This window comes from Bacillus sp. Root131 (genome assembly GCF_001429475.1).
Lineage (GTDB): Bacteria > Bacillota > Bacilli > Bacillales > Bacillaceae_G > Bacillus_A > Bacillus_A thuringiensis_S.
Map to the genome: position 1 here is coordinate 2402154 of NZ_LMJQ01000001.1, position 26991 is coordinate 2429144.

Sequence of the window (26991 nt, forward strand, 5' to 3'; positions counted from 1 at the left end):
CAGATGGAAAATATTAATCAGTTGATTAAAAAAGTAAAATCATTACCTAATTGTCGAGTTCAGGAGCCTACAGAATTACCGTTAATTGATAAGAATAAGCATATGCTACCAGGTGATTTAAAAGAATTTTATAGTCTTTGTGGTGGTCTAACTTTATTTGAAAATGAGGAATATCCTATTCATATTGTTACCCCAAAGGGGTTTATTTTGGCTAATCCCGTAATTGTAGGAGAGTTATGTGAAGAAGATATTTCATCAACTTGGTATATTATATGCAATGATGGCAAGGATGAATATTTAACAATAGATCTTAGTGAAGAAAGACTAGGTAGATGTTATGATAGTTTCTTTGATCGGCATGGAATAGTTGGGGAGTCGCAAATTATTGCCACTTCATTCACTGACTTACTTGAAAAACTTATTAAGAATAATGGACAATATTGTTATTGGCTAAAGAGTGAATTTGAATCACTGGGTGATGCTTATGATGATCAAGAGTGAAAAGAGAATCTTTAAGTGAGATAGGAAAGTGACAGGGTGTTTGAAAATACGTATTCTATGATGGTTGAACCATTATGGAGTACTATGTGCAATTATAGAATAGAAAAAGAAGTACGAGTTTAGGTGAGATGAGACCATGAACAGAGAAGATTCTCTGAAACGATGTAACAATGGCAAAAGAGAATTTGTAGAACGAGAGATATTATTCCGTTATATGAGTCTGTTCGTTATGGTGAAAAGACGTATACGGATTTAGATGTGGAAGAAATAATGAAGTGGGTAGAGGAAGATGGGAAGGTGGATACATAAATATCCACCTTTTCTTTTTTTATACGGAAATTTGATTAACATGAATTCTTTTTTTATATGAAACCGTCTTCAAATAGGTAAACAAAATTAACTTTATTTACTTATACTTTATTACATGTTAACCTATACTTAATTTTTATAAAATATAATTAATTTTTGATTTTTTAAGGGTGTGAAAATGTAATGAAATCGGTATTAAAAAGCATACTTATTTCCTTTGTTTTTTCTGCAGTAGGCATGTGTTGGTTACTGTACGTATTATTCAAAGGGGACGGAGACTGGTTATTGTCTTGGATAGGTGTATTAATGGCATATTTATCTTTATATACTTTAATAGATTTATATTGTAAAAATACATACGATAAAAAAATAAATAAATGGCTTATAAAAACATCGGTAACTAGTTTTAGTTTTGCTGTATTAGGAATCTCATTTTGTATCATACATGAGCTATTAACACCATGGAGTCTTAGTTTAATGGTGTGGTATTGGTTGCTAATGTTAGTATTATTTTTAACGACTATAATATCATTAATCAGTTTAGTATTTGTTAATCGTAAAAATCATAATTTCACTGTTGGATATAGAATGCTCATACTTCTAAATGTATTTCTTACATTGGGACCAGTATTATGGCCGCTATTACTTTCTATTATTGGAAATGGTATGAATGCTAGTGCGGGCTGGTAAAAAGGAATTTAGATTAGTTGTGTAAAGAATAGGATGAAAAGTTAATATAGAATTTTAAATGTTTATGAGAACATGTTTACATAAAAAATGAAAACATGTTCTCTTTTTATTTGCATGCATAACTCTTCCTCAGTTTACTGTATTTAAACGTAAGTATTTCGTAAGGAATGGATAAGAAAAAAGAGGGATTTATCATATAGGATGAAAGTATAGCTTGAATTAATGCGATATTAATGGAGGAGACAAAGCCTTATGAAAAAATGTAATTCAATTAAGTTGGCAAGTTTAGCAGCTTTATTAGCGGGTACTACCCTATTCACACCTGGTTTTACTGTGACTGCAGAGTCAACTCAAAATATTTCTAGTTCGTCACAAGTACATGATCAAAAGAATCGTAATGGCTGGAAACAAGTAATGCAGGAAACAGTACAGCTTGGTGCTGTAGGAATATTAGCTAAGGCGTCTAATAACGGAAAAACTAGTAGTTTTACTGCTGGCTTGGCGGACTTAAGTACAAAGAAACCGGTGAATTCGGATTATCGCTTTCGGATTGGTAGTGTGACGAAGTCGTTTACTGCCACGACTATTCTTCAATTAGTAGGAGAAAAGCGCTTACAACTTGACGATCCAATTGAAAAGTGGCTACCGGGTCTTATTCAAGGAAATGGGTATGATGGTAATCAAATTACGATACGACAACTTTTGAATCATACGAGTGGTATCGCTGAATACTTAAAGTCAAAAGACGCGGACATAATGAATTCGAAAAAAACGTATACAGCAGAAGAAATAGTGAAAATAGGCCTTTCGCTGCCTCCAGATTTCTCGCCGGGTAAAGACTGGTTGTATTCAAACACAGGATACGTAATACTAGGAATGCTTATTGAAAAAATAACTGGAAATAGTTATGCGGAAGAAATCGAAAAGCGAATTATTGAACCTTTGGACCTATCAAATACGTTTTTACCAGGAAATTCACCCGTCATCCCAGGAAAGAATCATGCTCGTGGATATGTGAAAATAGAGGGAACAGGCGAGTTGAAAGATATTACGTATTATAATCCGAGTTTAGCTAATGCAGCTGGAGATATGATTTCTAATGCGGATGATTTAAATAAGTTCTTTTCATCTTTACTCGGTGGTAAGTTACTAAAGGAACGCGAGCTAAAAGAAATGCTTACTACAGTTCCTATAGAAGGAAAAGGGGTTGGTGACGCATACGGTCTTGGAATCTATGAGACTAAACTTCCAAACGGTGTTTCAGTTTGGGGGCATGGAGGAGGAATTCCTGGATTTACAACTTTTGCTGGGGGAGTAATTGGAGGCAAACATACATTGGCTATCAGTCTCAACTCTATAGGTGGGGTCGATATTGTTCCACAGTTTAATAAAATGATGCAAATTGAATTTAATAAATAGATGAAAAGAAAGTGAATGGAATTTTTTTGTAGTTATATTTAAAAGAGGTGCTTTTTTAAGTTCGCAACTATGGACAGTAGTTGCATTTATGATATGGCATCAAGTGTATTTCAAAGTGAAAATCAATCTTAATGCTTACGATAAAAATAAAAAGGATGTCAGTTGCATGGCATTCTTTTTATTTTGAAGAAAAGAAATGTATTTATTTCTGAAAATTGTTATTTTTATAATCTTTTCATATAATGAAAGTAATAGGGGGTATAAAGGGGAGTTATGAATAGATGATACTTTAGTTTGTTAATTATTTCTAATATTAACTAATATAACAGTGGAGTTGAATACAATGGGACAAAATCATTTTAAATGGAGTAATAAGCAATTACGAGAACATGTTGAAGTACTAGACGGCACAAGAAGTCCACACATATTATTAAAGAATGCAACATATTTAAATTCCTATATGCGCGAGTGGATGACAGCGCACATTTGGATATATAATGATCGAATTGTATATGTAGGGGAGCAGCTGCCAAAGCAATTAACGGAGTGTGAAGTTGTTGATTGTGAAGGAAAGTATGTCGTACCCGGTTACATAGAACCCCATGCACATCCATATCAGTTGTATAACCCAGAGACGCTAGCGAATCATGCGATGCAGTTTGGGACAACAACTTTTATTAATGATAATTTAACTTTATTTTTCACATTAAAGCGTGAAGAAGCATTTCGTTTATTAGATGAATTCAATAAGATTCCAGCAAGTATGTATTGGTGGTGCCGTTTTGATGGACAGACTGAATTACAAAACGGGGAATCTTTGTTTAATAGTGAAGAAATAGTAGAGTGGCTACAGCATGAAGCGGTGATTCAAGGCGGCGAGCTAACAGCATGGCCCAAATTATTACATGGTGATGATGAAATGTTACATTGGGTGCAGGAAACGAAACGATTACATAAAAAAGTAGAAGGACATTTTCCAGGTGCATCTGAAACGACTTTAGCGAAGTTAAAACTGTTAGGTACAGATTGTGATCATGAGGCGATGACAGGGCAGGAAGCTTTCGCTCGTCTTATGCAAGGTTACACTGTTTCCCTAAGAAATTCTTCAATCCGTCCAGATTTAGAAGTTTTACTGAAAGAATTGTTGGAACTAGGCGTAAAGCAGTTTGATAGATTTATTCTTACTACAGACGGCTCACATCCTTCGTTTTATGCAAATGGAATGACAAACGTTATGATTTCTACCGCGATAAAACAAGGAGTGCCAGTAATAGATGCATACCATATGGCAAGTTATAATATTGCTCGCTATTATAATATGGAGCATGTGCATAGTTCAATTGCGACAGGTAGAATCGCCAATGTCAATATTTTAGAAAGTAAAGAAAATCCGGTGCCAACGAGTGTAATCGCAAAAGGACAATGGGTAAAGCGTGATAGAGTAAACAAAAATGAATCGTTACTTATAGAATGGAGTAACTTCAAAGTAACTCCACTACTGTTAGACTGGACCATAGAAAAAGAGGATATGGTTTTTTCTAATAAAGCAGGTATACACTTATTGAATAACGTTATAACAAAACCATACGTTAGCGAAATCGACTTAGGCCTTAATGAACTGTCTATTGTTCATGATGAATGTTTCCTCATGATGATTGCCCGTGATGGCAGTTGGCGAGTGAATACAGTTGTGAAAGGTTTTGCGAATGAATTAGGTGGCCTTGCTAGTTCTTATTCAGGTACAGGTGATATCATTCTTATTGGAAAGAGTAAAGAAGATATGCTTACAGCTTTTCATAGAGTAAAAGAGCTTGGCGGAGGGATTGTAATTGCTGAAAAGAATGAAGTATTGCACGAAATTGCATTACCATTGCTCGGGATTATGTCGGATGTAAAGATGAGTGAATTAATACAAGAAGAGAAAAAGATGGTGAACTTACTGCAAGCGCGAGGATATGCTTATAACGATCCAGCATTTACGATTTTATTCTTTTCTGCGACGCACTTGCCTTTTATACGAGTAACACCTATAGGATTATATGATGTGAAAAGTAGTAAGGTAGTTGCCCCGCCCGTGAATTTGATAAAGCAATATTAAAAGGAAAGGTCCTATAAAAAATTTATTTTATAGGACCTTTCTCATTTCTAGCATAAGAATATTGTAAGCCTCAAATAATATAGTATCTAAATCATTTGAGGTGATATGTAATTATGAAAAAAATATTGTACATCTTAAGCATATTTATTTTGTGTGTATCGATACAACACGTTGTACATTCTCAAACAGATGCACCAAAGTTAACTTCAGATTGTCTCGAAGAAAGTAAAATTCGGGATCAAAAGTATGTGGAAAATATTATGAAGGACATTAAATCCGTATTTCATTTGAATTTTGATGAAGGTGGCTTTTGGGAAGTTAATAAAAGAGATTTAGAAGCTGCACATTTAATGTATGGTGGTCGGATTGATGATACGTATTATAATTCGTTAACTAAAGTTTTTGAAAGTGGTGGATATAGAGGAGAGCCAAGATTGTTTGTAAAGCCGCTTGAAGCATTTTTACTCTATAAAGAAATAGACGATACAAATGTGATAAAACACCTTGAACTTGAAAAAGGGGAATGGGTTGTTACTGAAACGCAAAAGAAGCAAGGGAAAATAGTGGAATACAAACCGTTGCAATGTGAAAAAGATTATTTGAAAAAGAGATATGAGTATCATAATCCCAAATGAAATAACGGAAATTTTGAAGGAGAAAAATTTCGTTAATACTTGTAAATGAGGCGGTAGAAATTCCTAGTAATTTCGCCATAAAAAAAACGTCATTTTATAGATTAAAAATGACGTTTTTTTTATTCTCAAAGCTTTTGTATTGCACTCTCAATTTTATTCACCAAATCAGCTGACACTTTATGAAAATACCCCAAAACTACCTTTCGAATATCATCGGATATAACTTTCAAATCACTAGCTAAGTTTTCAGCGAGATGTTCTTTTTCTATCGGCTGTAACTTCGTATAAAATTCACCAGCCTGCGTAAAGTCATTTTGTTTTGTTATAGAAGTTCTTTCAAGTTTACCTTCAACGTATCTTCCGTCACCGCTCGTTATTTGCTTAGTCGGTGTCCAATCTTGCTGCTGGTTAATCGTTAATTTGCGAAATTCGGGACCAATTCTTCTTCGTTGTGAATCACTGTAAATATTAGCGCGCCCTTGCAGCATTTTATCATCTGATAGTTCTGCACCATCCAGTAAATTAGAAGGGGAAAATGCGACTTTTTCTACTTGTTCCATAAAATTTTCAGGATTTTTATTTAATACCATTTTCCCGACTGGTATGAGAGGATACGTCTGTTCATCCCATACTTTTGTGTCATCTAAAGGATCATAAGATAGGTGCGCTTCATCTTTCGGATTCATGAGCTGGACGTATAAGCCATACTCCACTGGTTTACCATTTTCAATTGCATCATATAAATCTTTCCCGCTATAATCAGGATTTTCGGCAGCTAGTTTAATTGCTTCTTTACTAGTAATGTACTGTACACCTTCAAATGGGTACCAATGATACTTTACATACTTTCGATTACCTTCCGCATTTCTCCAAATGTATGTATTTACACTATGTCCTGGTATGTGGCGAAGACTTTTGACTGTACCATTATTAGAGTATAAACGGACAACAAAATGAATAGATTCAGGTGCTTTAGCGACAAAACTCCAAAATCTATTAGGGTCTATTAAGTTATTTTTAGGTGAAGGCAATAATGCTTGAATTGTTTCAGGGAAACGCATAGGATCACGAACAGAAAAAACAGGGATGTGATTGCATAAAAGGTCAAAAATGCCTTCTTTCGTATAAAATTTTGTGGAAAAACCGCGTACATTTCTAGAAGTATCCGGTGTTCCTTTCGTACTAACAGCTAACGAAAATCGCACCATAACAGGAACTTTCTCATTAGAATTTTGTAAAAAACTTAATTTAGTATGTTCAGACATCGAATATATCGTTTGAAAATAACCGAACGCACCAAATCCTTTTACATGAACAGGTCTTTCTAAAATTTTTTCATGAATAAATTCTTGTAATGACTCATGCAGTACACTATCTTGCTCTAGTACGGGTCCACGTGAACCAACTGTTTGAGAGTGAAGTTTAGCTTGTTCATTACGTTCGTCATTTTCATTAAAGTCTTTCCCTAGTATAGATTGCCCCTGTTTATCATAGTTTTCATCCATCGATATAGCCTCCAAATCTTTTTTGTCCATTGTTACTAAATATGATTCTATAGCCTTAATTATGTATGACACGCACAGTTCAAAGCAGTAACATACCGCTAGATGAAAAAAACACATATGTAGTGGACCTGTTGAAATAGAAGAAATTATGGAAAAATGAATATCGGGAAGAGAAAGCACACGTTTTACTAAAAATGTGGAAGAAAACCACTATTAAAATTTCAATCTTAAAACTTAATTTATAAACGATTATATAGAGAATGAACGTTAAAAAAGGGAAAATAACTAGGAGGAATTTAGCATGTCGGATTGGTTTCAATTAGATAAAGAATATATGATGTCTACATATTGTCGTACAGAGGTTGCAATGGAAAGGGGAGAAGGGTGTAAACTGTATGATGTAGATGGTAAAGAGTATTTAGATTTATTTTCTGGCGTAGGAGTAAATGTATTAGGATATAATCATCCTAAAATTGTACAAACGACAATGGAGCAAGTTGCGAAATCGTTGCATTTACCGTTTCATTTTTTAAACCCAGTTGCAATTGAGTATGCAAAGAAATTAGTAGGTTGTACTTTAAAAAGCGGAAAAGTCTTTTTTACAAACTCTGGTACGGAAGCGACAGAAACGACATTAAAATTAATTGATAAATATAGATCTATTGCGAATGAAGAGCGTGATGGAGTAGTTGTGTTAAAAGATAGTTTTCACGGGAGGACGTTAGGGGCACTACATTTTACGAGACAAGAAAAAGTATATCAAAATTTTCCTAAAACATCTATTCCTGTATATGAAGTAGAGCGCGAGAATATAGACCAATTAGAAGAAACCATTATTAAAGAAAATCCAATTGCGATTATGCTAGAGCCTGTTTTAGGTAGCGGGGGGATTTATCCTTTATCAAGTGAATATTTACATGGTGTTCAAAATTTATGTAAAAAATATAATGTACTTCTTGTCGTTGATGAAGTTCAAAGTGGAATGGGTCGAACGGGAAAACTATTTGCTTATCAAAATTTTAATATTACACCGGACATTATTCAAATCGGTAAAGGAGCAGGAGGCGGGATACCGCTAGGGGGAATTATTGTAGGTGAAAAGTTATGTGATGTATTTTCACCAGGAGATCACGGGACAACGTTTGCTCACTCATCAATGGGAACAGCATTAGGTTTAACTGTATTAAATACATTACTTGATGATGGGTTAATGCAAGAAGCTTATGAAACGTCACTATATTTAAATGACAAACTGCAAGACATTCAGAAAGAAAATTCTTATTATATTCAGGAAGTGCGTCATGCGGGGATGATGTTTGGGATAAGTGTGAATGACACGAATGAAAATGTGAAGAAATTACAGATTGAGTTAATGAATAAAGGGATGTTAGTCGATGTAACACAAGGGAATATTATTCGATTACTTCCGCCGTATATTATTACGAAAGAGGAAATTGACGCATTCACTTATGAATTTATTTCCTGTGTTCATAACATAGCTGCTACAGCAAGTATTTAAAAAAATATAAAAAAATATAAAAAGCTAAAGAAGCCGCTATTTTAGCGGCTTCTTTAGCTTTTTAAAATAGTAAATTACTTAACATAGAGAGCATCTCATTGGACAAATAATTAATTATGTGAAACAATAATAACAGATAAGGAGACGTTAATTTTCCTTAAGTGCTTCGAATTAATTTTATTCAATAAGAGAAGGTGTGCTTAAAGAAGTTAAATTAAATAAGGAGCTGTTTTATTATATGCAACAAAATAATGATTTAAATTTTGAACCTCAAGACGTTAATATTGTCAATCCTAAACAAGCCAGGAAAGCAGTAATTGCTACTGGTATAGGAAACGCAATGGAGTGGTTTGACTTCGGATTATACGCGTATTTAGCGGTTATTTTAAGTCAATTATTCTTCTCAGGTGTTGATAATAGTGGATTGCAGCTTGTACTTACATTCGGTACATTTGCAGCAGCCTTTCTCGTTCGACCAATCGGAGGTGTATTCTTTGGTAGAATAGGAGATAAGTACGGCCGAAAAATCGTGTTAAGTACTACTATTATTTTAATGGCACTTTCTACATTATTCATCGCATTACTACCAACCTATGAACAAATTGGTGTATGGGCACCAATACTACTTTTAGTTGCCCGAATGATTCAAGGCTTCTCTACAGGCGGCGAATATTCAGGTGCAATGGTTTATATCGCAGAATCTTCTCCAGATAAAAAGCGTGGTATACTCGGTAGTGGTCTTGAAATTGGAACACTCTCAGGTTACATTGCTGCATCGGTAATTGTTACCATTTTGACGTTATTGTTAACAGATGAGCAAATGCTCAGCTGGGGATGGCGTATTCCGTTCTTAGTAGCTGCACCAATTGGTTTGGTCGGTTTATACTTACGCCGTCATCTAGATGAATCTCCAATCTTTGAAGAGATGGAAAAAGCACAAGAGGAATCTGAAGACAATGAACAATTTTCATTTATGGATATTATTAAATATCACAAAAAAGACTTCTTATTAAGCACAGTAATTGTCGCCTTCTTTAATATTACAAATTATATGATTCTTTCGTATATTCCTTCTTATCTAACTCAAGTACTTAAAGTCGAAGAAACAACAGGCTTATTAATTATTTCTATTACGATGGCACTTATGATTCCACTAGCACTATATTTCGGTAAGTTAAGTGATAAAATTGGTAATAAACGCGTTGTGCAAATTGGTTTACTTGGTTTAACTGTATTTGCAATTCCAGCATTTTTACTAATAGGTAACGGACATATTGCAGCTATATTTGCAGGTATTTTCGTACTAGGTTTCTTCTTAAGTGTATATGAAGGAACATTACCTTCATTATTACCATCACTCTTTTTCACCGATGTACGTTATCGAGCACTTTCCATCTCATTTAATATTTCTGTATCGATATTCGGTGGAACAACACCGCTCGTATGTTCATACTTAGTTCATGCAACTGGTAACCCGCTCGCACCGGCATTTTATTTAGCAGGTGTAAGTATTATTGGATTAGTTGTATTTAGTGTACTATTTGTTACGACTTCAGGGCGTGCGCTAAAAGGTTCATATCCTACAGTAGAAACGAAAAAAGAAGCACACCTAATCGCTAAAGAAGACCCTGAAGAAACACTTTGGTGGCATGAAGAGTCATTAGAAATTGAAGCAGGGAAGAATGCTTCCATTTAAAAAGCAACGTAGAAGTATAAAAAGACTCCTATGAATAAATAACGGGTTCAGTTACGGGAGAGAAAATATAAAATAACAAACAAAAAAGGGATGTAAATCACATATGATTTAGCATCCCTTTTTATATTGTTATTAAAATGTTTAAGCACTTTTATGTACTCTTGCTATTTTATATACTAAAACCATTGCTAAATTGGTTGTCTAGAAAGACCTTTAATGATAGCTCGTGGAGATGGTAAAAGTTATATCTATTCTAATTTTAATCCAAAATACGCACAAATGGCTCTAACGATAATTCGAACCCATTATAACTTTTGTATGCCATTTACCACAAACGAAGGGAAAAAGAAAACAGTAAAAACACCAGTATAACGATTGGGTATTACTGGAAAATTGTTTGATTTAAAAGATATAATTTAATTTAGATAGTTCACTCAAATAATGGTGGACTATATTTTTTTAAAGGTAAATGGAAAATTACGTTAAAATAATTATAGAGATTGTGAAAAAATGTTCTTAAACTAACGGTCAGGTTACTTTAAGCAGGATTTTTCAAAGGAAATGGTGAATATCATATTTTGAAGGGGTGATTGCAGTGAAGTAAGTGATTTTTTTATCTTGGTTAAATACTTTGAAGAAAGGGATTTATAATTATGAACACAAAACTAATAATAGTAGAAGGTTTACCTGGATTTGGAAAATCAACCACTGCAAAGCTAATAAATGAAATTCTAAGCCAAAATAAAATTGAAGTTGAACTATTTTTAGAGGGAAATTTGAACCATCCAGCCGACTATGATGGTGTATCTTGTTTTAATAAATTTGAATTTGATAGATTATTATCTAACAGTGGAGATTTTAAAGAAGTGCTTCTTAAAAGAGTTCTAAAAAAAGGAAGCAATTATTTATTACCATACAGAAAGATAAAAAATGAGTTTGGTGATCAGTTTTCGGACGAATTATTTAACGATATTTCAAAAAACGATATATATGAATTGTCATTCGATAAAAATGTTGAATTAATTGCTGACAAATGGAATAACTTTACTGAAAGTGCTCTAGAAGACAATAAGGTTTATATCTTTGAATGTTGTTTCATACAAAACTCATTAACTATTGGGATGATTAAATATGGTGAACAAAAAGAAAAAATAATAAATTATGTAATGAAAGTTGCAAAAATTATAGAGAATTTAAATCCAATGTTATTGTATGTAGAACAAGATAATCTTGAATTTTCATTTAGGAAGGCACTAAAAGAAAGAACTCCAGAATGGTCCACAGGAATCGTCGACTATTACACTAACCAAGGCTATGGGAAAGAACATAACCATTCAGGTGTAGAAGGAGCGATAAAAGTTCTTGAAGCTAGAAGGAATTTAGAATTAGAAATATTCGATATGTTAAAAATGAAAAAAGAAAAAATCAATAATACAAAATATGAAATTGACTCATATAGCTCAATGTTAAAAGATAAGTTAACAATACAAATGGTGAAATAGCTTTTTGCACTAACTGGTACTTTAGTTGAAGAAGGAAATGAAAACGCTCAGAATATTTTCTGAGCGTTTTAGTTTGCTATTTATAATGCGAAATACATACAAATTATTGTGTTATTTCTAATGGTTATTAGCATTTTTCTCTCCCTAAACTGAGCACATGAATGAAAAAATAGGAGTCTTTTGTTGTCTTATTTCTTTCTTTTCTTCAAATGTTTTTGATATGCATAAAGCTTATGAATCTCTTCCTTAAATTCATGCAGAAGTACAATGCTTTTACCATTTGAATAACGCACCGTATTATAAGCATCTATAATAATATCACTTTGAATATTTACATCTTCTTCATCATGTATTCTTTCTAGCCAAGCCTCAACAGTTTCTCCCCGTTTTCTATTTAAAGGAGGGGTTAACTTACTCTCTAGCTTGAAAATTTCCTTCCGAATTTCGTTATGTGGCGGTTTATTTCGTTTAAAACGATTTTGGCTCATTCCTTCTTTATCAGTAATGATAGTAGATTCGAAGACGTGCATATTTGGTAAACTTAAATGTTTTCGTTTTTTTACTATTTTCCAAACGACGTAAATAGCGATAGCTGTACAGACTATTATTGTAGCGCTATTTATGAGTATTGGATCAAAATCAGGAATTTTTTTTCCGTCTTCAATTTTTGGTTTTAAGAGATGTCCTTTATTTGCCCAAACATCTTCAGTATCTTTTAATTCCGCTGCTTTAATTAATGGCATTAAAGCATAGCCGACGCCTAATGCGACTACTTCCGTTATAAAACCAAAAATAAGTCGAATGAAAGGAAATATTTGAACAATTAATATACTCATTAAGCCAATCGTAATGATAGAAGCAAAACGTAATAGTTGTTGTTTGCGATTTGCCCCGGTTAACCAAAATGTAATCATAAGATGCAAGGCTAACATTAATAGTTTCCAAAACGGTGGAAAGGGTGCATAAAATATAACTGAAACGACAAACCATACAATACCACCTAAAGATTTTTGAACTGGATATCCAGGTCCGACCACATGTACGATAAAGAAAAATAGTGGTAATATGATTGTGCCAAAAAGAGAAAAAGGTAAAAATAAAGAGAAAAGAACGATTTGAAGAACTAAAAGTATTACAAATCCTGTTGTTTTTTTCTGCATAAATTTATGAATAAGAAATACTCCAATATAGCCTGTTGTTAAAAATATTGCAATACTAATTAGTTCATCTCTTTCTGTTAATAATGAAAGCAGGAGGAGCAGAATGAAATCATGAATGTGATATAGCCAAGTTTTCAACCGATTCCACCATCCCTTCACTAGTAATGAGAAACGTTGGCTGCGAGAGAAGAGGGAGTTCATTTCTTTGTAAACCAATGTATATCATTGTAGACGATCGTTCTCTCTTTCTCGTTACATAATGAAGGAATCCTTGTTTCGGAAGTAACGTACTATCATCTGAAATACGGGCTAATTCTTCTAAAGCTTTTGCATATTGCGTTTGCCCTTCATGTAACGATAAATGTAATGCACCACCTTCTGCTAATACACTAATAAATAATTCAAACGGTATTTGATGCTTCGTTGCATATTGGCAAATGTATGTTGCGAATGAAATTAAATCTTCAACATTATCTTTCCAACCAAATCCACGATCGGCAGCTAAAGAAAGACAAATCGTCCAACTATAATTTTTTACAGGTTCATATTGCTTCGCTTGTAATTCCTGCATTTTAGCAGATGCCTTCCAATGAATAGAACGGAATGATTCACGTTCATAGCGTTTTACACCTATAATAGATGTTTCGTCATTGTAAAAAGAAAAATTCGTTTGATAGGATCCGATTAAAAGTTGCTGAAGTTCTTGCAAACCTGCTACTTCTTTAGGAGAAGGATACACAATAATTTCAGTCCTTAATTTATCAAAAACAGGTAAATGTACAGTTAATAGATGAAATGGATCTTTTAATACACATTCAAACTGTTCAATTTGAAACACCCCACGCTTCGTAGCGGTTAATGTTAAATCCCATTTTTGTGCCGAATGTGCAGGTTGTGAAAATGGGAAAGAGAATAACGTTTTTGATATTTGTTCAATGCCTTGCTCTTTATGCGGTATAAGGGACGAATTTAAATGAAAGTAACAAACACCATTAACGAGCGGTATGCTGGCTCCATTTTTTAAATGAATAAAAAACTGTCCAGATTCCTCAGGAAAAAGCCGTGTAGTTTGTTTCTCATTTATGATTTGAAACTTCTTCTCTATGAAAGCGACATATTTATAAATAAAAATCGCAAATATATAATAGAAGAAAAAGAGAAACATAAGCATTCGTTGCGGGAAAAAGAATGTGAAAAGTAACGCGATTGGAACGGTTAGTTGAATAATATGAAGTTGAAAAAATAAAGGTACAGTTACAACGCGCTGTCCATTCATGCTTGCTCAATCTCCACGGGTACATCAACTTCTTTTAAAATACTTTGCATAATATCATTTTTTGTCGTACGTAATGCACCTTCCATTGATAAGACGATACGGTGATTCCAAACAGAAGGAACTAACAATTGTATATCTTCTGGTGTGCAATATTCTCTCCCATGTAAAAAGGCTAAAGCTTGAACAGCACGTACTAAAGCTAATGTGGCACGTGGGCTTACACCGTTAGCGATATAATCATGATTTCTTGTAGCATGAGCAAGTTTAATAATGTAATGTTCTAACGGTTCCGAAACAAATATTTCTTTTACTCGTTTTTGAGCTTCTAAAATATCTTCTAATGAGATGACAGATGTGACACTTTCTAATGGTAAATCGTTCCGAAAACGTCGCATCATTTGTAACTCATCTTTAGGAGTTGGATAACCAATTGAAATCGTCATTAAAAAGCGATCAAGCTGTGCATCTGGAAGAGGGAAAGTCCCTTGTGATTCGATTGGGTTTTGCGTCGCAATAACAAAGAACGGTTTCGGCAGAGGCGTAGATTTTTTTTCGAGCGTCACTTGTCGTTCTTCCATCGCTTCTAACAAACTCGACTGCGTTCTCGGCATTGCACGGTTAATTTCATCTGCTAGCAAAATGTTTGTCATAACCGGTCCAATTCTTAATTCGAATTCGCTTGTTTTTGGGTTGAAGTATTCAATACCTGTTACATCACTTGGAAGTACATCAGGGGTGAATTGAACGCGAGAAAAACTACCACCAATACTTTTGGAAATGGTTTTCGCCAGTAACGTTTTCCCAGTACCAGGCACGTCTTCGAGTAGTGCATGCCCATCAGCAAGAAGTGAAACGAGCAGTAGATCAATAACATTTTCTTTCCCAACAAACACAGATCCGATGTTTTCTTTCAATTTATGTATCATATGTACCATTCCTTTCATTATAAAAGAGCTAATATTTCTATATTTTAACAAATTATTCAGGAAATTTGTATGGTTTTTTAATTCAAAGAAATGGATATTTAATTATTAAATTACTCTTGCATATTTTGGAATATGATTATACAATATCGATATATGAAGTATCGCAAGTCGATATATCATAAGGCGATGCATCGGAGGTAGTTATAATGAATGCGAAGGCGCAAAAATATATTCCGTTAACTGAGGCGACATATTACATACTGTTATCACTAGTGAAACCAATGCACGGATATGGAATTATGCAAATGGTAGAAGAGATGACAAATGGGGAAGTAAAGCTTGGTCCTGGTACTTTATACGGGAATACGACGAAGTTACTAAAAGAGAAGTTAATTGTTGAAGTTGCCTCTACAGATAGAAAGAAGTGCTATGAGTTAACGCCGTTTGGGAGAGAAGTGCTGGAACTGGAGTACAACAGATTACAGCGGTCTGTAAAGAATGGAAACAGTATATTAGGGGAGTGAATGGAAGATGGAGACAAAGAAGATATTCAAACCTTTCGCAGTATGGAGCTTAGAAAAAGAAGAAGCGTATTTACGTAAAATGCATCAACAAGGCTGGGCGTTACAAAAGTATAACGTAATGTATAGGTTTAAGAAAACTGAGCCGAAAGATGTAGTATATAAAGCAGACTTTAGATTAGAGTATAAAGATTCGACAGAAAAACAAAAAGAATATATCGAAATATATGAAATGTGTGGTTGGAAACATGTAACGAGTTTTGCGAAGTGGAATTACTTTTGTAAAGAAGTAGAAGAGGAAAATGAGTTACCTGATATTTATTCAGACAAAGAAACGAAGATACAAAAACTTGTTGAATTGATACAGTTCGTTGCAATTATGTTTGTAATGTTAATTCCAGTGCTTTACTTATGTTTTCTTGGAGTATCAGAATCAGGATTATATAAAGGTATGGTAGGGTTTTTAGTTTGTATATATTTATATGCGTTTATTAATTTATTTAGGAAGATTAAAAAGTTAAAAAAGGAAATATTTTAACAAAGAGTGATATTCTTAGAGAAGATATATATTGATGGGAATCAACTTCTCTAATTTCTATATATATTTTTTTTGTTCATTCTTTTTTATATAATAAAAGACCAACTTTTTAATTCATAGAACTAACAGTTACAAAGATAATATCAGTAACAACACCTAAAAAAATCATAAATGAAGAAGAAATAATCAATAATAACGAACTAGCAATTAATATTAATTTATTAGATTTTTGATTTTAAAAATGGTAGTAAAGTAAAAGACTACAAATAGTAGAAACAATCCATATTGTTAGATCGTAAGGAGTCGTTATTTTCTCCCAATCGAAGATCCAAAAGTAAAAGATGACTATATGACAAGTTAATAGTAGAAATATTGATGGAAGCGTTATCTTTTTATTGTTTGTTTTACCTCTCTTATGTAAACATTTCCAAAAGAGTGCGAAGTTTAACATATAATAAGGAAGAAACACATTTTTAATTAAGTTATTAAACGGAAAAATCCCTTATAGAAAAATCTATTTCTATAAGGGATAATAATGTTTTTATTAGAAAGACTGATTTTGAGCAGGTTTAATAAATTGTTCTGGGTTTTCAACAAGCCCACATACAGCGCATTGGACGCGATAAGTAGGTCCTTGATAGGCCATATGAAAAGCATTCATCGTGTCATTTGTATATTCTTCTTCTACTTGACCAGTTTGTGGATTTAATTTGACTGGTTTTACTTGTTGCTCAAGAATATTAAAGCGAGTACGGTTCGTTTTACAACTTGGACATAGCATTGGTTCCATATGTATACACCTCCATTTGTATCATTTCTTAAACTCTTTAATTTTATGCAAGCAAAAAACTTTCTCAATATAAATAGGTGTTTAATGTATTTAAAATTCAGAAAAAATAAAATATAATAAGAGTACGAACTGGTTATGTCCAAACCAAATCTCCTGTTTTATGCCAATAAGCTAGGGGGCCGAGAAATCGGCCTCATTTTTTTTGCTCATTACTACAAAGAACAAGGTTTTTATGAGACTTTTGTCGAAATTTTAGGGGTAGATATAAAGGGGGATGTAAAATGGATTTGAAAATGAAGTACATCATTTTATATGTAGAAAAGTTTGAGGAATGTTTAAAATTCTATAAAGATATTTTACAGTTACCTATAAAAGCAGAGCACGGTACATATATTGAATTTAATACTGGAACTACCATTTTAGCGATGAATACGCGGCAAGATGTGAAAGAATTAACAGGACTACCGCTTACAGAAGGTGAATTACAGTCTTCTCATTTCGAATTAGGATTCGTTGTTGAGAATGTACAAGAAACGATTGAGCAATTTAGAGAACAAGGTATTAAGATTTTAGTTGAACCTATTGTAAAACCGTGGGGACAAACAATTTCCTACATTGCTGATCCAGATGGAAATTATATTGAAATTTGTAGTTCATTAGAATAGAGGGAGAAAGAGAGATGGGATTTCCGAAACTAGAAACAGAACGTTTACGACTAAGAGAACTTACACTATTAGATGCGGAAACGATGTTCCGTTATTTTTCGAAAGAATCTGTTATACGTTATTTCGGAATGGATTCTTTCCAAAATATTGAGCAAGCGAAAACAACGATTCAAACGTTTAAAAATCGTTATGAAGAAGGAAGTGTATTTCGCTGGGGAATTGAGAAAAAAGGGACGGGCCAATTAATTGGGACGTGTGGATTTCATTTAATTAACAATCATCATAGACGAGCTGAAATTGGTTATGAATTAGATGATACATATTGGGGACAGGGGTATGCATCTGAAGCATTACAAGCAATTTTAGCTTACGGATTTGAAACATTGCAACTTATAAGAATCGCAGCGGTTGTATATGTAGAAAATAAAGCTTCACAACAATTGTTAATAAAAGCAGGATTTCAAGAAGAAGGATTACTTCGAAAACATATGATTCAAAATGGTGTCGCTCATGATACCATTCTATACTCGTTATTAAAAGAAGAGTGGAAGAAGTAATGAGTACAAACGAACTTATAAAGATTATGAAGAAGCATAGGGAAAATAGATTCATTTTAGGTATAGATGGTTTAAGTCGATCTGGAAAAACAACATTCGTAGCAAATTTAAAAGAAAATATGAAACAAGAAGGCATTCCGTTTCATATTTTTCATATTGATGATCACATAGTGGAGCGTAATAAACGCTATCATACAGGATATGAAGAATGGTATGAGTATTATTGTTTACAGTGGGATATTCCATACTTGAGGCAGAAGTTTTTTCAGAAGTTACAACATGAGACAAAACTGACTTTGCCTTTTTATCAAGAGGAAACAGACTCATGTGAAATGAAAAAAGTACAGATTCCTATTGTAGGCGTAATTGTTATTGAAGGAGTCTTTCTACAGCGAAAAGAATGGAGAGATTTCTTTCATTATATGGTCTATTTGGACTGTCCAAGAGAGACAAGGTTTCTACGTGAGAGTGAAAAAACGCAGAAAAACCTTTCAAAGTTTGAAAATAGGTATTGGAAAGCAGAGGATTATTACTTAGAAATGGAATTGCCGAAGGATAGGGCGGATTTAGTCATTGAATGATTTGAAAATAGAAGGTGAATAGAATGAATATTTTATGGGATTTTGATGGGACGTTATTTGATACGTATCCTGCATATACAATGATGCTTTCTGAAATATTAGGTGATTCAGTAGAAAAACAAGAAATATACAAAAACTTAAAAATATCATACTCTTATGCAATTCAATATTATAATATTTCATGCGAGCAGGAAGAAAAAATTAAAGTTTTGAAGGGGAAATTTACTCCAAAAGATATGGAACCTTTTGCGGGTGTCGAAGAGGTTTTGAAATTTGCAAATAAAAATGTGATTATGACCCATAAACATAGGAAAGGGGTTATGGCCATTTTAAAATATTACGGCTGGGAAAAATACTTCGTAGATATGGTTACAATTGACGATGGCTTTCCTCGAAAGCCGAACTCTTTGGCTTATAATCATCTGCATAAAAAATACAATATTGATTTAGCTATTGGAGATAGAGAATTAGATTTATTACCTGCAAAAGAATTAGGTATTTCAACATGTATGTTTCAAGGTAATTGTGATGTAGCGGATTATTCTTTATCACATTACTCGGAGTTTTTTAAGGTAGTGATAAATAGAGAGTTTTCTTTATAAAATAAGTTAGTATTTAAGACTGTATATTTCATTTTAAAGGTACAGTCTTTATTTTTTAGAACTATTTCATTTTATTTTCTGTATATAAAAATTGCTAGGAGTTAAAGAATGTCCGTCCATCTTTATTAAAGAAGTAGCCAGGTTAATTGTTAGATAGAAATAAACTGAAGGATAAAGTGATAGCGTCCACTTTATCTTTTTTATGTTTTAACCAAATTATGGTTATTCGTGTTAATATGAACTCATAGCTATATAGAAGGGGTGGGGTTAGTATGAAAACAGAAATAGTTCCTAAAAAGAAGTACAGTATAATAAGCTATATATCTTTACTCATCGGTATTTTGTGTTTTCTATTCGTGTTTATAACGCCAACAAGGATAGCGAATGCAGGTAATATAGTTGGAGATTATATTACAATTGCCCTGACAGGTGTAGGTATCATGCTTTCAATAATCACAATGACGAAAAGAACAGAGAAGAAGGGAATTGCTATTCTTTCATTAATACTGTCCTCATCATTTTTTATATTTTGGATCATAGCAATTATCCTATTGTTTACTGGTCAAATTAGTTTTGCGCCGTAATGTGTAATAAAAAGAGTCCTTCTCGTATGAAGGACTCTTTTTATTCGGTTTCTTCAGGTTGATATTCTAAAATATCACCCGGTTGGCATTCTAATGCTTTACATATTGCTTCTAAAGTTGAAAACCGAACTGCTTTTGCTTTTCCGTTTTTCAAAATAGAAAGGTTAGCCATTGTAATTCCAACCTTCTCCGAAAGCTCTGTTACACTCATTTTTCTTTTCGCTAACATTACATCAATATTAATGATAATTGCCATATTATTCACCTCAGACCGTTAAATCATTTTCTGATTTTATATCTATAGCATCTTTTAATAGTCTTTGGAGAACGGCAGCAAAGACCGCGATTACCATTGAAGCAAAAATCATAATCATTCCGATAATAATAATGCCAGGGGCGTCATCTCTCTCTGCCACAAGATAGAAAAGTGGCATACCTAATACATATAATACACTAATTGCCAATGCGCTGTACTTAATATTTTTTAAAGCTTTAACAGATAACTCTGAAAATGCGTTGTTTTTATCAATATAGTTTAAAAGCTTAAATGTTTGGTACAGTGCGAAGTAATAAGGTAGTGCTGTTGCGTATAAGTTGATAAATACAAGATATTTAATATATGCAATATCTGGATATAATTCTGCGGCGAAATTTCCTATTTTAGGGACTAAAAAAATGCACATAGCAAGAACAGGGATTCCGATCAGAATCACAACGGTCTTTAAAAAGAGTGTGGATCCTTGTTTCATAAAAAGCACCTCATTTATTTAATATCTTATTAATTTAACATGAAATTTATTGTTTAACAATAAATTTTTATTTCTTTTAATCGAGGATTTATTGTTAAACAAGTAATTAATGAAAAGAATGCTAAATCTTTTTTATAAGATAGATGAAACATACCGATATTTAATTAAAGAAAGAGAAGGTAACTATTGTTAGCTTTATGAGAATTGGGAACTAATAAAACATATGTAGGTTTTGGAATGGAAAAGGAAATAAGGTGTATTTAAATGAATGCAAAGTTTATGGAGGAACAATCATGTTGAATTATGGTGTGAAGATAAAAAAGTTGCTATTAGTGGCAGCTATAATAGTAAGCGTATTAAGTACGGAAAGTATGATGAATTATCATGCGGCCAAAGCTAAGGTGAAAAAAGTAGAACATCAGCCTAAAAATATAATTATGATGGTTATGGACGGGACTAGTTCAACGGCGACAACATTGGCTCGCTGGTATAAAGGGGCACCGCTTACGTTAGATCAAATTGTAACAGGAGGTGTTCGTACGTTTTCGGCGGAATCAGCTATTACAGACTCAGCGCCAGCAGCAACAGCATTAGCAACTGGAAATAAATCGAATTCAGGATATGTAGGTGTACTACCTTCTATTGTAAATTCACCTAGCTTAAAGCCAATAAAAGAAGAGGACAAGTTACGGCCGGTCGCAAACGTATTAGAAGGTGCAAAACGTACTGGTCGTGCAACGGGAATTGTTGCTACATCTGAAATTCAGCATGCTACTCCGGCGGGATTCTCAGCTCACCATGTCAATCGCAAGCAATTTAACGTAATTGCGAAGCAGCAAGTATATCAAAATATAGATGTCGTATTAGGCGGGGGAAAAGCGGCGCTTCTACCTATAAAAAGTAATGGAATCCGAAAAGATGGTGAAAATTTAGTAAAGGTGATTCAAGACAAAGGGTACGATTTTGTTGAAACGAAAGATGCGTTATTGAACTCCAAATCTAATAAAATTTGGGGCTCTTTCTCACATCATGCTCTTGCGTTTGATATGGATCGTATAGCAACAAATCCAGAACAACCGACACTTTCTCAAATGACAGAAAAAGCAATTCAAACATTATCAAAAGATAAAGATGGCTTTTTTTTATTCGTAGAAGGTAGTAAGCCAGATTGGGCAGCTCATGCTAATGATCCGATTGGGATTATTAGCGATGTATTGGCATTTGATGAAGCGGTAGCAAAGGCGTTACAATTTGCGAAGAAAGATGGGGATACGATGCTTATCGCTTTAACTGATCATGGTAACAGCGGCATCTCTATAGGGAATAGGAATACGACAAAAGGATACAATACTACACCGGTTTCTGCATACATTGATCCATTGAAAAAGGCGAAAATGACACTTGAAGGAACTATAAATAAACTGAAATCTGATTTATCAAATGTAGAAGATGTAGCTAAACTATACGGTTTGGATAATCTAACTCATGATGAAAAAGAAAAATTAAAAGCGGAAAAAAAGAAAATGGATGTAGGACGAATCCTTACTACATTATTGGCTAATCGTGCAAATATCGGCTTTACGACAGGAGGACATACAGGTGAGGATGTATTCTTATATTCTTATGGACCTCAAAAACCAGAAGGCTTAATCCAGAATACAGACATTGCGAAGACGATGGCCAAAGCGATGGGCTTTAACTTAGAAGAAGTAACGAATAAAATATTTTTAGAGAGTGAGCAAGCCTTTAAGAAAATCGGTGCAACTGTAACAGCCGACAAAACCGAAGGAGTAAACCCGTTACTTGTGGTAAAACATAATAAAGTAGAAGCACAACTATTTGGTAACAAAAATATAATTCGTATCAATGGTAAAGGGTATGAATTAGGAAGTATTATTGTAGAGAGTAATGGAAAGTGCTATGTACCACAAGAAGCAATTCAACTATTTGTAAAGCATTCTCGTTAAAAAATTGCCAACCAGTTAAGCTAACTGGTGGCAATTTTTTGTGTTCATTCTAAATATAAGGGCTCGGATTGTTTTGTAAAGTTTTTCAGAAGAGACTTGTATAAATGTTAAAGGGGAATTATATTCTTTTCTTACATTAAAAAATTTCGTTTTGTAGAATAGAGAATTTATACATATAGTAAAGTCTAATGTATTATCAATTAATATTTACGAAAAATATATTAATACTTTAGAATTTCTTTAATTTTCATTATTTTTTATTTAAGGTTATCCGTTATATTTATAATGTGTTTATTTCAATTTATCGTATTGTAGCGCAGTTTCATATAATTAGAAAGCAATCCTCAAAATAAAATCTCCACTAGAGTAAATTTATTATTTTTTTGCGTTTTTTATTTACAAAAATTATTATGCCGCTAAGAAAACTGTAGTTTATTGAATTAGAGATATATTAGAATTTATTTGAAGAAAGAGAGAGGGAATAAAATGAATATAGTGCACTTACGTCCTAAACAGCGTTCTAAGTATCGAATTATGCTAGGGACGTGGTATTACTCTACAAAGAGGTATATTCAGTGGTTATCAGACGGAAAAACATATGCAAAAAGGTTCCAACAAGAAAAGCTACCTTGTACAGCAATTCAGCACCGAACGATATTACTCCGTAAGCTCAAAGATGTAGATATGTGGTATCAACAGAATAAGGTTGTTAATTTGAAAATTGCTGTTAAAAAACTAAATGGTATCGTCATTAGACCAGGAGAAACATTTTCTTACTGGCGTTTAATAGGTAAGCCTACGAGGAAAAAAGGGTATGTAGAAGGTATGGTATTACATTACGGATCTTTTCAAACAGGTATTGGAGGAGGTCTTTGTCAGCTTTCGAATTTAATATATTGGATGACTTTACATACACCACTGACAGTAACAGAACGATATCGTCATAGCTTTGATGTCTTTCCTGATTCTAGGCGAACTCAACCGTTTGGGAGTGGAGCAACTTGTTCCTATAACTATTTGGATTTACAAATTAAAAATGAAACGGACCAACCGTATCAACTTCATCTTTATATGACAGATGAATATTTAGTTGGTGAATGGAGAACAGTCTATCCGCAACTTTATCAATATGAAGTGTATGAGAAAGAACATTCAATTCAACCTGCATACTGGGGCGGTTATATACGACATAATGTGATTCAACGTAAAGTATATAATCAACAGAAACAGTTAATAGAAGATCAATATGTAACAGAGAATCACGCTATAATGATGTACGAACCACTATTAGCTTGTAATAATGAGAATAGTGAGTAATATGGTAATCCATAGATTAAATAGTATAGAAAATATTTAATTCTTATTTTTATTAAAAAAGTATGAATCCCAGATTTACTGGATTTTAATTGTAACTAAGAACATATAAAAGTTCACTGTTATTTATAGGAGAGTCTGTTTGTTTTTATATCTTATGTATTTCACCCTGCATAAAAAAATATTTCTCAACATTTTATTTGTTGAAAAATATTGAATATTCGTATTATAACGAATATTATGTTGTTATCGGCGAAAAACGATAATTTGCAGACACTGGGGAGGAAATACATTGAAAAAGAAAAAGAAATTAAAACCATTAGCGGTATTAACAACAGCAGCAGTACTAAGTAGTACGTTTGCTTTTGGAGGTCACGCAGCTTATGCTGAGACACCAACATCATCTCTACCAATAGATGAGCACTTAATACCGGAGGAGCGTTTGGCAGAAGCGCTGAAACAACGGGGGGTAATTGATCAATCTGCATCACAAGCTGAGACGTCAAAGGCTGTCGAAAAATATGTTGAGAAAAAGAAAGGGGAAAACCCTGGGAAAGAAATCTTAACAGGAGATAGTCTTACACAAGAAGCTTCTGATTTTATGAAAAAAGTAAAAGATACAAAAATGAAGGAAAATGAACAGGCACAGCAGCCTGAAGTAGGCCCAGTAGCTGGACAAGGTGCAGCATTGAATCCAGGGAAATTAAATGGAAAAGTACCTACTACATCAGCGAAGCAAGAAGAATACAATGGAGCTGTTCGAAAAGATAAAGTACTTGTTTTACTTGTAGAATTTAGCGATTTTAAGCATAACAATATTGATCAAGAGCCAGGATACATGTATTCTAAGGACTTTAATCGTGAACATTATCAAAAAATGTTATTTGGTGATGAACCATTCACTTTATTTGATGGATCGAAGATTAACACATTTAAGCAATATTATGAAGAACAATCTGGTGGTAGCTATACAGTTGATGGGACTGTAACAGAGTGGCTTACTGTTCCAGGAAAAGCATCAGATTATGGTGCTGATGCGGGTACTGGGCATGATAACAAGGGGCCTTTAGGACCAAAAGATTTTGTGAAAGAAGCATTAAAAGCAGCGGTAGCAAAAGGAATCAATTTAGCAGACTATGACCAATTTGATCAATACGATCAAGATGGTGATGGAAATAAAAATGAGCCAGATGGCATTATTGATCATTTAATGGTTGTACATGCTGGCGTTGGTCAAGAAGCTGGCGGCGGTAAATTGAAAGATGATGCGATTTGGTCACATCGTTCAAAACTAGGTTCAAAACCATATGCAATTGATGGCACGAAATCTTCTGTTTCGAACTGGGGCGGAAAGATGGCTGCATATGATTATACAATCGAGCCTGAAGACGGAGCAGTTGGTGTGTTTGCACATGAGTATGGCCATGATTTAGGCTTACCAGATGAATATGATACAAAGTACTCAGGACAAGGTGAACCTGTTGAGTCATGGTCTATTATGAGTGGTGGTAGCTGGGCTGGAAAAATTGCAGGAACAGAGCCAACGAGTTTCTCACCACAAAATAAAGAGTTTTTCCAAAAGAATATGAAGGGGAACTGGGCGAATATTCTTGAAGTAGATTATGACAAACTTAGCAAAGGAATCGGTGTTGCAACATATGTAGATCAAAGTACTACAAAATCTAAACGACCTGGAATTGTTCGTGTTAACTTGCCGGACAAAGATATAAAAAATATCGAATCGGCGTTTGGTAAGAAGTTCTATTACAGTACAAAAGGAAATGACATTCATACAACACTTGAGACACCAGTATTTGACTTAACAAATGCAAAGGATGCTAAGTTCGATTATAAGGCATTTTACGAACTTGAAGCGAAGTATGATTTCCTTGACGTATATGCGATTGCAGAAGATGGAACGAAGACACGCATTGATAGAATGGGCGAAAAAGATGTAAAAGGCGGCGCGGATACAACTGATGGTAAATGGGTTGATAAATCATACGATTTAAGCCAATTCAAAGGGAAAAAAGTAAAACTGCAATTTGAGTACTTAACAGATATTGCAGTAGCTTATAAAGGATTTGCGTTAGATAATGCAGCCTTAACTGTAGATGGAAAAGTTGTTTTCTCTGATGATGCAGAAGGTCAGCCAGCAATGACGTTAAAAGGCTTTACTGTGTCTAACGGATTTGAACAGAAAAAACATAATTACTATGTAGAGTGGAGAAATTACGCTGGTTCTGACACTGCGTTACAACATGCACGTGGCCCAGTATTTAATACAGGAATGGTTGTATGGTATGCGGATCAAAGCTTTACAGATAACTGGGTAGGCGTTCATCCAGGTGAAGGGTTCTTAGGAGTAGTAGATTCTCATCCAGAGGCAATTGTAGGGACATTAAACGGACAACCTACTGTGAAGAGCAGTACGCGTTATCAAATTGCCGATGCGGCATTCTCATTTGATCAAACACCAGCATGGAAAGTAAATTCACCAACACGCGGTATCTTTGATTATAAAGGATTACCAGGAGTGGCAAAATTTGATGATTCTAAGCAATACATCAACAGCGTTATTCCTGATGCAGGACGTAAGTTACCGAAGCTAGGACTGAAGTTTGAAGTAGTAGGCCAAGCTGAAGACAAGTCTGCAGGTGCAGTTTGGCTTCATCGATAAAATAAGGTAAAAAGAAGAGAAGCTGCGATAAGTCGGTGAAACTGACTGATTGCAGCTTTTTTCTTCTTGTGAAAAAACTCGCTGTTTTTTATGTACTTATTGGAAAAATATGAAGTTTTTTTGATACATAAAATGCTCCGTCTGTCCAATTATAGAAGCTATTTTGGACGTAAGAAATTTGTAAGTAATGAGTAAGAAAAAAGAGAT

25 protein-coding genes and 2 pseudogenes are annotated in these 26991 nt (G+C 33.8%); 19 read left to right on the plus strand and 8 right to left on the minus strand.

The genetic code is table 11. The annotated features are described in order from the left end of the window. Window positions 1-3 precede the first annotated feature (3 nt). From ASE54_RS12030 to ASE54_RS12050, 6 genes and pseudogenes are all read left to right on the plus strand, one after another. Window positions 4-501 (plus strand): SMI1/KNR4 family protein, encoded by a 498-nt coding sequence (locus ASE54_RS12030; protein ID WP_000427920.1) that lies wholly within the window; start codon window positions 4-6, stop codon window positions 499-501. Between the two features lie 135 nt (window positions 502-636). Then, window positions 637-810, plus strand: a pseudogene (locus tag ASE54_RS34130) (signal peptidase II); the annotation flags it as partial. A gap of 183 nt (window positions 811-993) precedes the next feature. Continuing rightward, window positions 994-1500 carry a DUF3902 family protein gene (locus ASE54_RS12035; RefSeq protein WP_000843839.1) on the plus strand — a complete coding sequence of 169 codons (507 nt, stop codon included), beginning with the start codon at window positions 994-996 and terminating at the stop codon, window positions 1498-1500. Between the two features lie 252 nt (window positions 1501-1752). Then, the gene (locus ASE54_RS12040) at window positions 1753-2919 is read left to right on the plus strand and encodes a serine hydrolase domain-containing protein (RefSeq protein ID WP_000710641.1); all 1167 of its coding nucleotides are present in this window, start codon (window positions 1753-1755) and stop codon (window positions 2917-2919) included. Window positions 2920-3262: 343 nt separating this feature from the next. Then, window positions 3263-5017, plus strand: a complete 1755-nt coding sequence (locus ASE54_RS12045; protein WP_000531323.1) for an adenine deaminase C-terminal domain-containing protein — start codon at window positions 3263-3265, stop codon at window positions 5015-5017. Between the two features lie 113 nt (window positions 5018-5130). Continuing rightward, window positions 5131-5652 carry a hypothetical protein gene (locus tag ASE54_RS12050; protein WP_000723220.1) on the plus strand — a complete coding sequence of 174 codons (522 nt, stop codon included), beginning with the start codon at window positions 5131-5133 and terminating at the stop codon, window positions 5650-5652. 125 nt (window positions 5653-5777) lie between these two features. On the opposite strand, the gene ASE54_RS12055 is transcribed toward ASE54_RS12050, so the two are convergent. Then, window positions 5778-7157 carry a catalase gene (locus tag ASE54_RS12055; protein ID WP_014895285.1) on the minus strand — a complete coding sequence of 460 codons (1380 nt, stop codon included), beginning with the start codon at window positions 7155-7157 and terminating at the stop codon, window positions 5778-5780. 301 nt (window positions 7158-7458) lie between these two features. Between ASE54_RS12055 and ASE54_RS12060 the strand changes: the two genes are divergently transcribed. From ASE54_RS12060 to ASE54_RS12070, 3 genes are all read left to right on the plus strand, one after another. Further along, a complete protein-coding gene (locus tag ASE54_RS12060; protein ID WP_001286468.1) occupies window positions 7459-8676 on the plus strand; it encodes an aminotransferase class III-fold pyridoxal phosphate-dependent enzyme in 1218 nt (405 codons plus the stop codon). A 238-nt stretch (window positions 8677-8914) separates the two neighbouring features. Beyond that, window positions 8915-10372, plus strand: a complete 1458-nt coding sequence (locus ASE54_RS12065) for an MFS transporter (protein WP_001186930.1) — start codon at window positions 8915-8917, stop codon at window positions 10370-10372. 653 nt (window positions 10373-11025) lie between these two features. Then, a complete protein-coding gene (locus ASE54_RS12070; protein ID WP_001093194.1) occupies window positions 11026-11874 on the plus strand; it encodes a hypothetical protein in 849 nt (282 codons plus the stop codon). 188 nt (window positions 11875-12062) lie between these two features. On the opposite strand, the gene ASE54_RS12075 is transcribed toward ASE54_RS12070, so the two are convergent. From ASE54_RS12075 to ASE54_RS12085, 3 genes are read right to left on the minus strand one after another with little or no spacing between them, the layout of a single operon-like run. Then, window positions 12063-13172, minus strand: coding sequence for a DUF4018 domain-containing protein (locus ASE54_RS12075; RefSeq protein WP_000860491.1), 1110 nt, complete (start codon window positions 13170-13172; stop codon window positions 12063-12065). Continuing rightward, on the minus strand, window positions 13144-14310 hold the full coding sequence (locus ASE54_RS12080) for a DUF58 domain-containing protein (protein ID WP_001014386.1): 1167 nt from the start codon (window positions 14308-14310) through the stop codon (window positions 13144-13146). Before ASE54_RS12080 ends, ASE54_RS12075 begins: the two co-directional genes overlap by 29 nt. Continuing rightward, window positions 14307-15236 carry a MoxR family ATPase gene (locus tag ASE54_RS12085; RefSeq protein ID WP_000581417.1) on the minus strand — a complete coding sequence of 310 codons (930 nt, stop codon included), beginning with the start codon at window positions 15234-15236 and terminating at the stop codon, window positions 14307-14309. The genes ASE54_RS12080 and ASE54_RS12085 overlap by 4 nt, the downstream gene beginning before the upstream one ends. A 206-nt stretch (window positions 15237-15442) precedes the next feature. On the opposite strand from ASE54_RS12085, the gene ASE54_RS12090 reads away from it, so the two are divergent. Together ASE54_RS12090 and ASE54_RS12095 are read left to right on the plus strand one after the other, a co-directional pair. Then, a complete protein-coding gene (locus ASE54_RS12090; RefSeq protein ID WP_000991890.1) occupies window positions 15443-15760 on the plus strand; it encodes a PadR family transcriptional regulator in 318 nt (105 codons plus the stop codon). Between the two features lie 79 nt (window positions 15761-15839). Further along, on the plus strand, window positions 15840-16295 hold the full coding sequence (locus ASE54_RS12095) for a DUF2812 domain-containing protein (protein ID WP_003263013.1): 456 nt from the start codon (window positions 15840-15842) through the stop codon (window positions 16293-16295). A 109-nt stretch (window positions 16296-16404) separates the two neighbouring features. On the opposite strand, the pseudogene ASE54_RS36870 reads toward ASE54_RS12095, so the two are convergent. After that, a pseudogene (locus ASE54_RS36870) lies at window positions 16405-16746 on the minus strand (hypothetical protein). Between the two features lie 93 nt (window positions 16747-16839). Next, window positions 16840-17085, minus strand: a complete 246-nt coding sequence (locus ASE54_RS12100; protein ID WP_000433605.1) for a hypothetical protein — start codon at window positions 17083-17085, stop codon at window positions 16840-16842. A 281-nt stretch (window positions 17086-17366) separates the two neighbouring features. On the opposite strand from ASE54_RS12100, the gene ASE54_RS12105 reads away from it, so the two are divergent. The 5 genes from ASE54_RS12105 to ASE54_RS12125 all read left to right on the plus strand — a co-directional run bounded on the left by ASE54_RS12105 (window position 17367) and on the right by ASE54_RS12125 (window position 20074). Continuing rightward, a complete protein-coding gene (locus ASE54_RS12105) occupies window positions 17367-17750 on the plus strand; it encodes a VOC family protein (protein WP_000364500.1) in 384 nt (127 codons plus the stop codon). A gap of 14 nt (window positions 17751-17764) precedes the next feature. Beyond that, complete coding sequence (locus ASE54_RS12110; protein ID WP_000506680.1) at window positions 17765-18307, plus strand: GNAT family protein; 543 nt, start codon at window positions 17765-17767, stop codon at window positions 18305-18307. Beyond that, window positions 18307-18888, plus strand: coding sequence for a kinase (locus ASE54_RS12115; protein WP_000106089.1), 582 nt, complete (start codon window positions 18307-18309; stop codon window positions 18886-18888). The genes ASE54_RS12110 and ASE54_RS12115 overlap by 1 nt, the downstream gene beginning before the upstream one ends. A gap of 23 nt (window positions 18889-18911) precedes the next feature. After that, entirely contained in the window at window positions 18912-19490 is a 579-nt protein-coding gene (locus ASE54_RS12120; protein WP_001024247.1) for an HAD-IA family hydrolase, read from the plus strand. 272 nt (window positions 19491-19762) lie between these two features. Beyond that, window positions 19763-20074, plus strand: a complete 312-nt coding sequence (locus tag ASE54_RS12125; RefSeq protein ID WP_000845550.1) for a hypothetical protein — start codon at window positions 19763-19765, stop codon at window positions 20072-20074. A 40-nt stretch (window positions 20075-20114) separates the two neighbouring features. Here ASE54_RS12125 and ASE54_RS12130 read toward each other — a convergent pair whose 3' ends face one another. After that, window positions 20115-20330 carry a helix-turn-helix transcriptional regulator gene (locus ASE54_RS12130; protein WP_000974622.1) on the minus strand — a complete coding sequence of 72 codons (216 nt, stop codon included), beginning with the start codon at window positions 20328-20330 and terminating at the stop codon, window positions 20115-20117. Between the two features lie 10 nt (window positions 20331-20340). Beyond that, entirely contained in the window at window positions 20341-20823 is a 483-nt protein-coding gene (locus ASE54_RS12135; RefSeq protein ID WP_000809121.1) for a DUF2975 domain-containing protein, read from the minus strand. A gap of 293 nt (window positions 20824-21116) precedes the next feature. Here ASE54_RS12135 and ASE54_RS12140 point away from each other — a divergent pair, with 293 nt between their 5' ends. From ASE54_RS12140 to ASE54_RS12150, 3 genes are all read left to right on the plus strand, one after another. Then, window positions 21117-22790, plus strand: a complete 1674-nt coding sequence (locus ASE54_RS12140; RefSeq protein WP_000935910.1) for an alkaline phosphatase — start codon at window positions 21117-21119, stop codon at window positions 22788-22790. 486 nt (window positions 22791-23276) lie between these two features. Next, the gene (locus tag ASE54_RS12145; protein WP_001028246.1) at window positions 23277-24107 is read left to right on the plus strand and encodes a VanW family protein; all 831 of its coding nucleotides are present in this window, start codon (window positions 23277-23279) and stop codon (window positions 24105-24107) included. A gap of 289 nt (window positions 24108-24396) precedes the next feature. After that, window positions 24397-26784 carry an immune inhibitor A domain-containing protein gene (locus ASE54_RS12150; RefSeq protein ID WP_000727453.1) on the plus strand — a complete coding sequence of 796 codons (2388 nt, stop codon included), beginning with the start codon at window positions 24397-24399 and terminating at the stop codon, window positions 26782-26784. Window positions 26785-26991: the final 207 nt, after the last annotated feature.

Excerpts from the sequence above, each read along its gene's own strand:
- ASE54_RS12030 (WP_000427920.1), top strand. The coding sequence starts at position 4 with ATGGAAAATATTAATCAGTTGATTAAAAAAGTAAAATCATTACCTAAT.
- ASE54_RS12035 (WP_000843839.1), top strand. The coding sequence starts at position 994 with ATGAAATCGGTATTAAAAAGCATACTTATTTCCTTTGTTTTTTCTGCA.
- ASE54_RS12040 (WP_000710641.1), top strand. The coding sequence starts at position 1,753 with ATGAAAAAATGTAATTCAATTAAGTTGGCAAGTTTAGCAGCTTTATTA.
- ASE54_RS12045 (WP_000531323.1), top strand. The coding sequence starts at position 3,263 with ATGGGACAAAATCATTTTAAATGGAGTAATAAGCAATTACGAGAACAT.
- ASE54_RS12050 (WP_000723220.1), top strand. The coding sequence starts at position 5,131 with ATGAAAAAAATATTGTACATCTTAAGCATATTTATTTTGTGTGTATCG.
- ASE54_RS12055 (WP_014895285.1), bottom strand. The coding sequence starts at position 7,157 with ATGGATGAAAACTATGATAAACAGGGGCAATCTATACTAGGGAAAGAC.
- ASE54_RS12060 (WP_001286468.1), top strand. The coding sequence starts at position 7,459 with ATGTCGGATTGGTTTCAATTAGATAAAGAATATATGATGTCTACATAT.
- ASE54_RS12065 (WP_001186930.1), top strand. The coding sequence starts at position 8,915 with ATGCAACAAAATAATGATTTAAATTTTGAACCTCAAGACGTTAATATT.
- ASE54_RS12070 (WP_001093194.1), top strand. The coding sequence starts at position 11,026 with ATGAACACAAAACTAATAATAGTAGAAGGTTTACCTGGATTTGGAAAA.
- ASE54_RS12080 (WP_001014386.1), bottom strand. The coding sequence starts at position 14,310 with ATGAATGGACAGCGCGTTGTAACTGTACCTTTATTTTTTCAACTTCAT.
- ASE54_RS12085 (WP_000581417.1), bottom strand. The coding sequence starts at position 15,236 with ATGATACATAAATTGAAAGAAAACATCGGATCTGTGTTTGTTGGGAAA.
- ASE54_RS12090 (WP_000991890.1), top strand. The coding sequence starts at position 15,443 with ATGAATGCGAAGGCGCAAAAATATATTCCGTTAACTGAGGCGACATAT.
- ASE54_RS12095 (WP_003263013.1), top strand. The coding sequence starts at position 15,840 with ATGCATCAACAAGGCTGGGCGTTACAAAAGTATAACGTAATGTATAGG.
- ASE54_RS12100 (WP_000433605.1), bottom strand. The coding sequence starts at position 17,085 with ATGGAACCAATGCTATGTCCAAGTTGTAAAACGAACCGTACTCGCTTT.
- ASE54_RS12105 (WP_000364500.1), top strand. The coding sequence starts at position 17,367 with ATGGATTTGAAAATGAAGTACATCATTTTATATGTAGAAAAGTTTGAG.
- ASE54_RS12110 (WP_000506680.1), top strand. The coding sequence starts at position 17,765 with ATGGGATTTCCGAAACTAGAAACAGAACGTTTACGACTAAGAGAACTT.
- ASE54_RS12115 (WP_000106089.1), top strand. The coding sequence starts at position 18,307 with ATGAGTACAAACGAACTTATAAAGATTATGAAGAAGCATAGGGAAAAT.
- ASE54_RS12120 (WP_001024247.1), top strand. The coding sequence starts at position 18,912 with ATGAATATTTTATGGGATTTTGATGGGACGTTATTTGATACGTATCCT.
- ASE54_RS12125 (WP_000845550.1), top strand. The coding sequence starts at position 19,763 with ATGAAAACAGAAATAGTTCCTAAAAAGAAGTACAGTATAATAAGCTAT.
- ASE54_RS12130 (WP_000974622.1), bottom strand. The coding sequence starts at position 20,330 with ATGGCAATTATCATTAATATTGATGTAATGTTAGCGAAAAGAAAAATG.
- ASE54_RS12135 (WP_000809121.1), bottom strand. The coding sequence starts at position 20,823 with ATGAAACAAGGATCCACACTCTTTTTAAAGACCGTTGTGATTCTGATC.
- ASE54_RS12140 (WP_000935910.1), top strand. The coding sequence starts at position 21,117 with ATGTTGAATTATGGTGTGAAGATAAAAAAGTTGCTATTAGTGGCAGCT.
- ASE54_RS12145 (WP_001028246.1), top strand. The coding sequence starts at position 23,277 with ATGAATATAGTGCACTTACGTCCTAAACAGCGTTCTAAGTATCGAATT.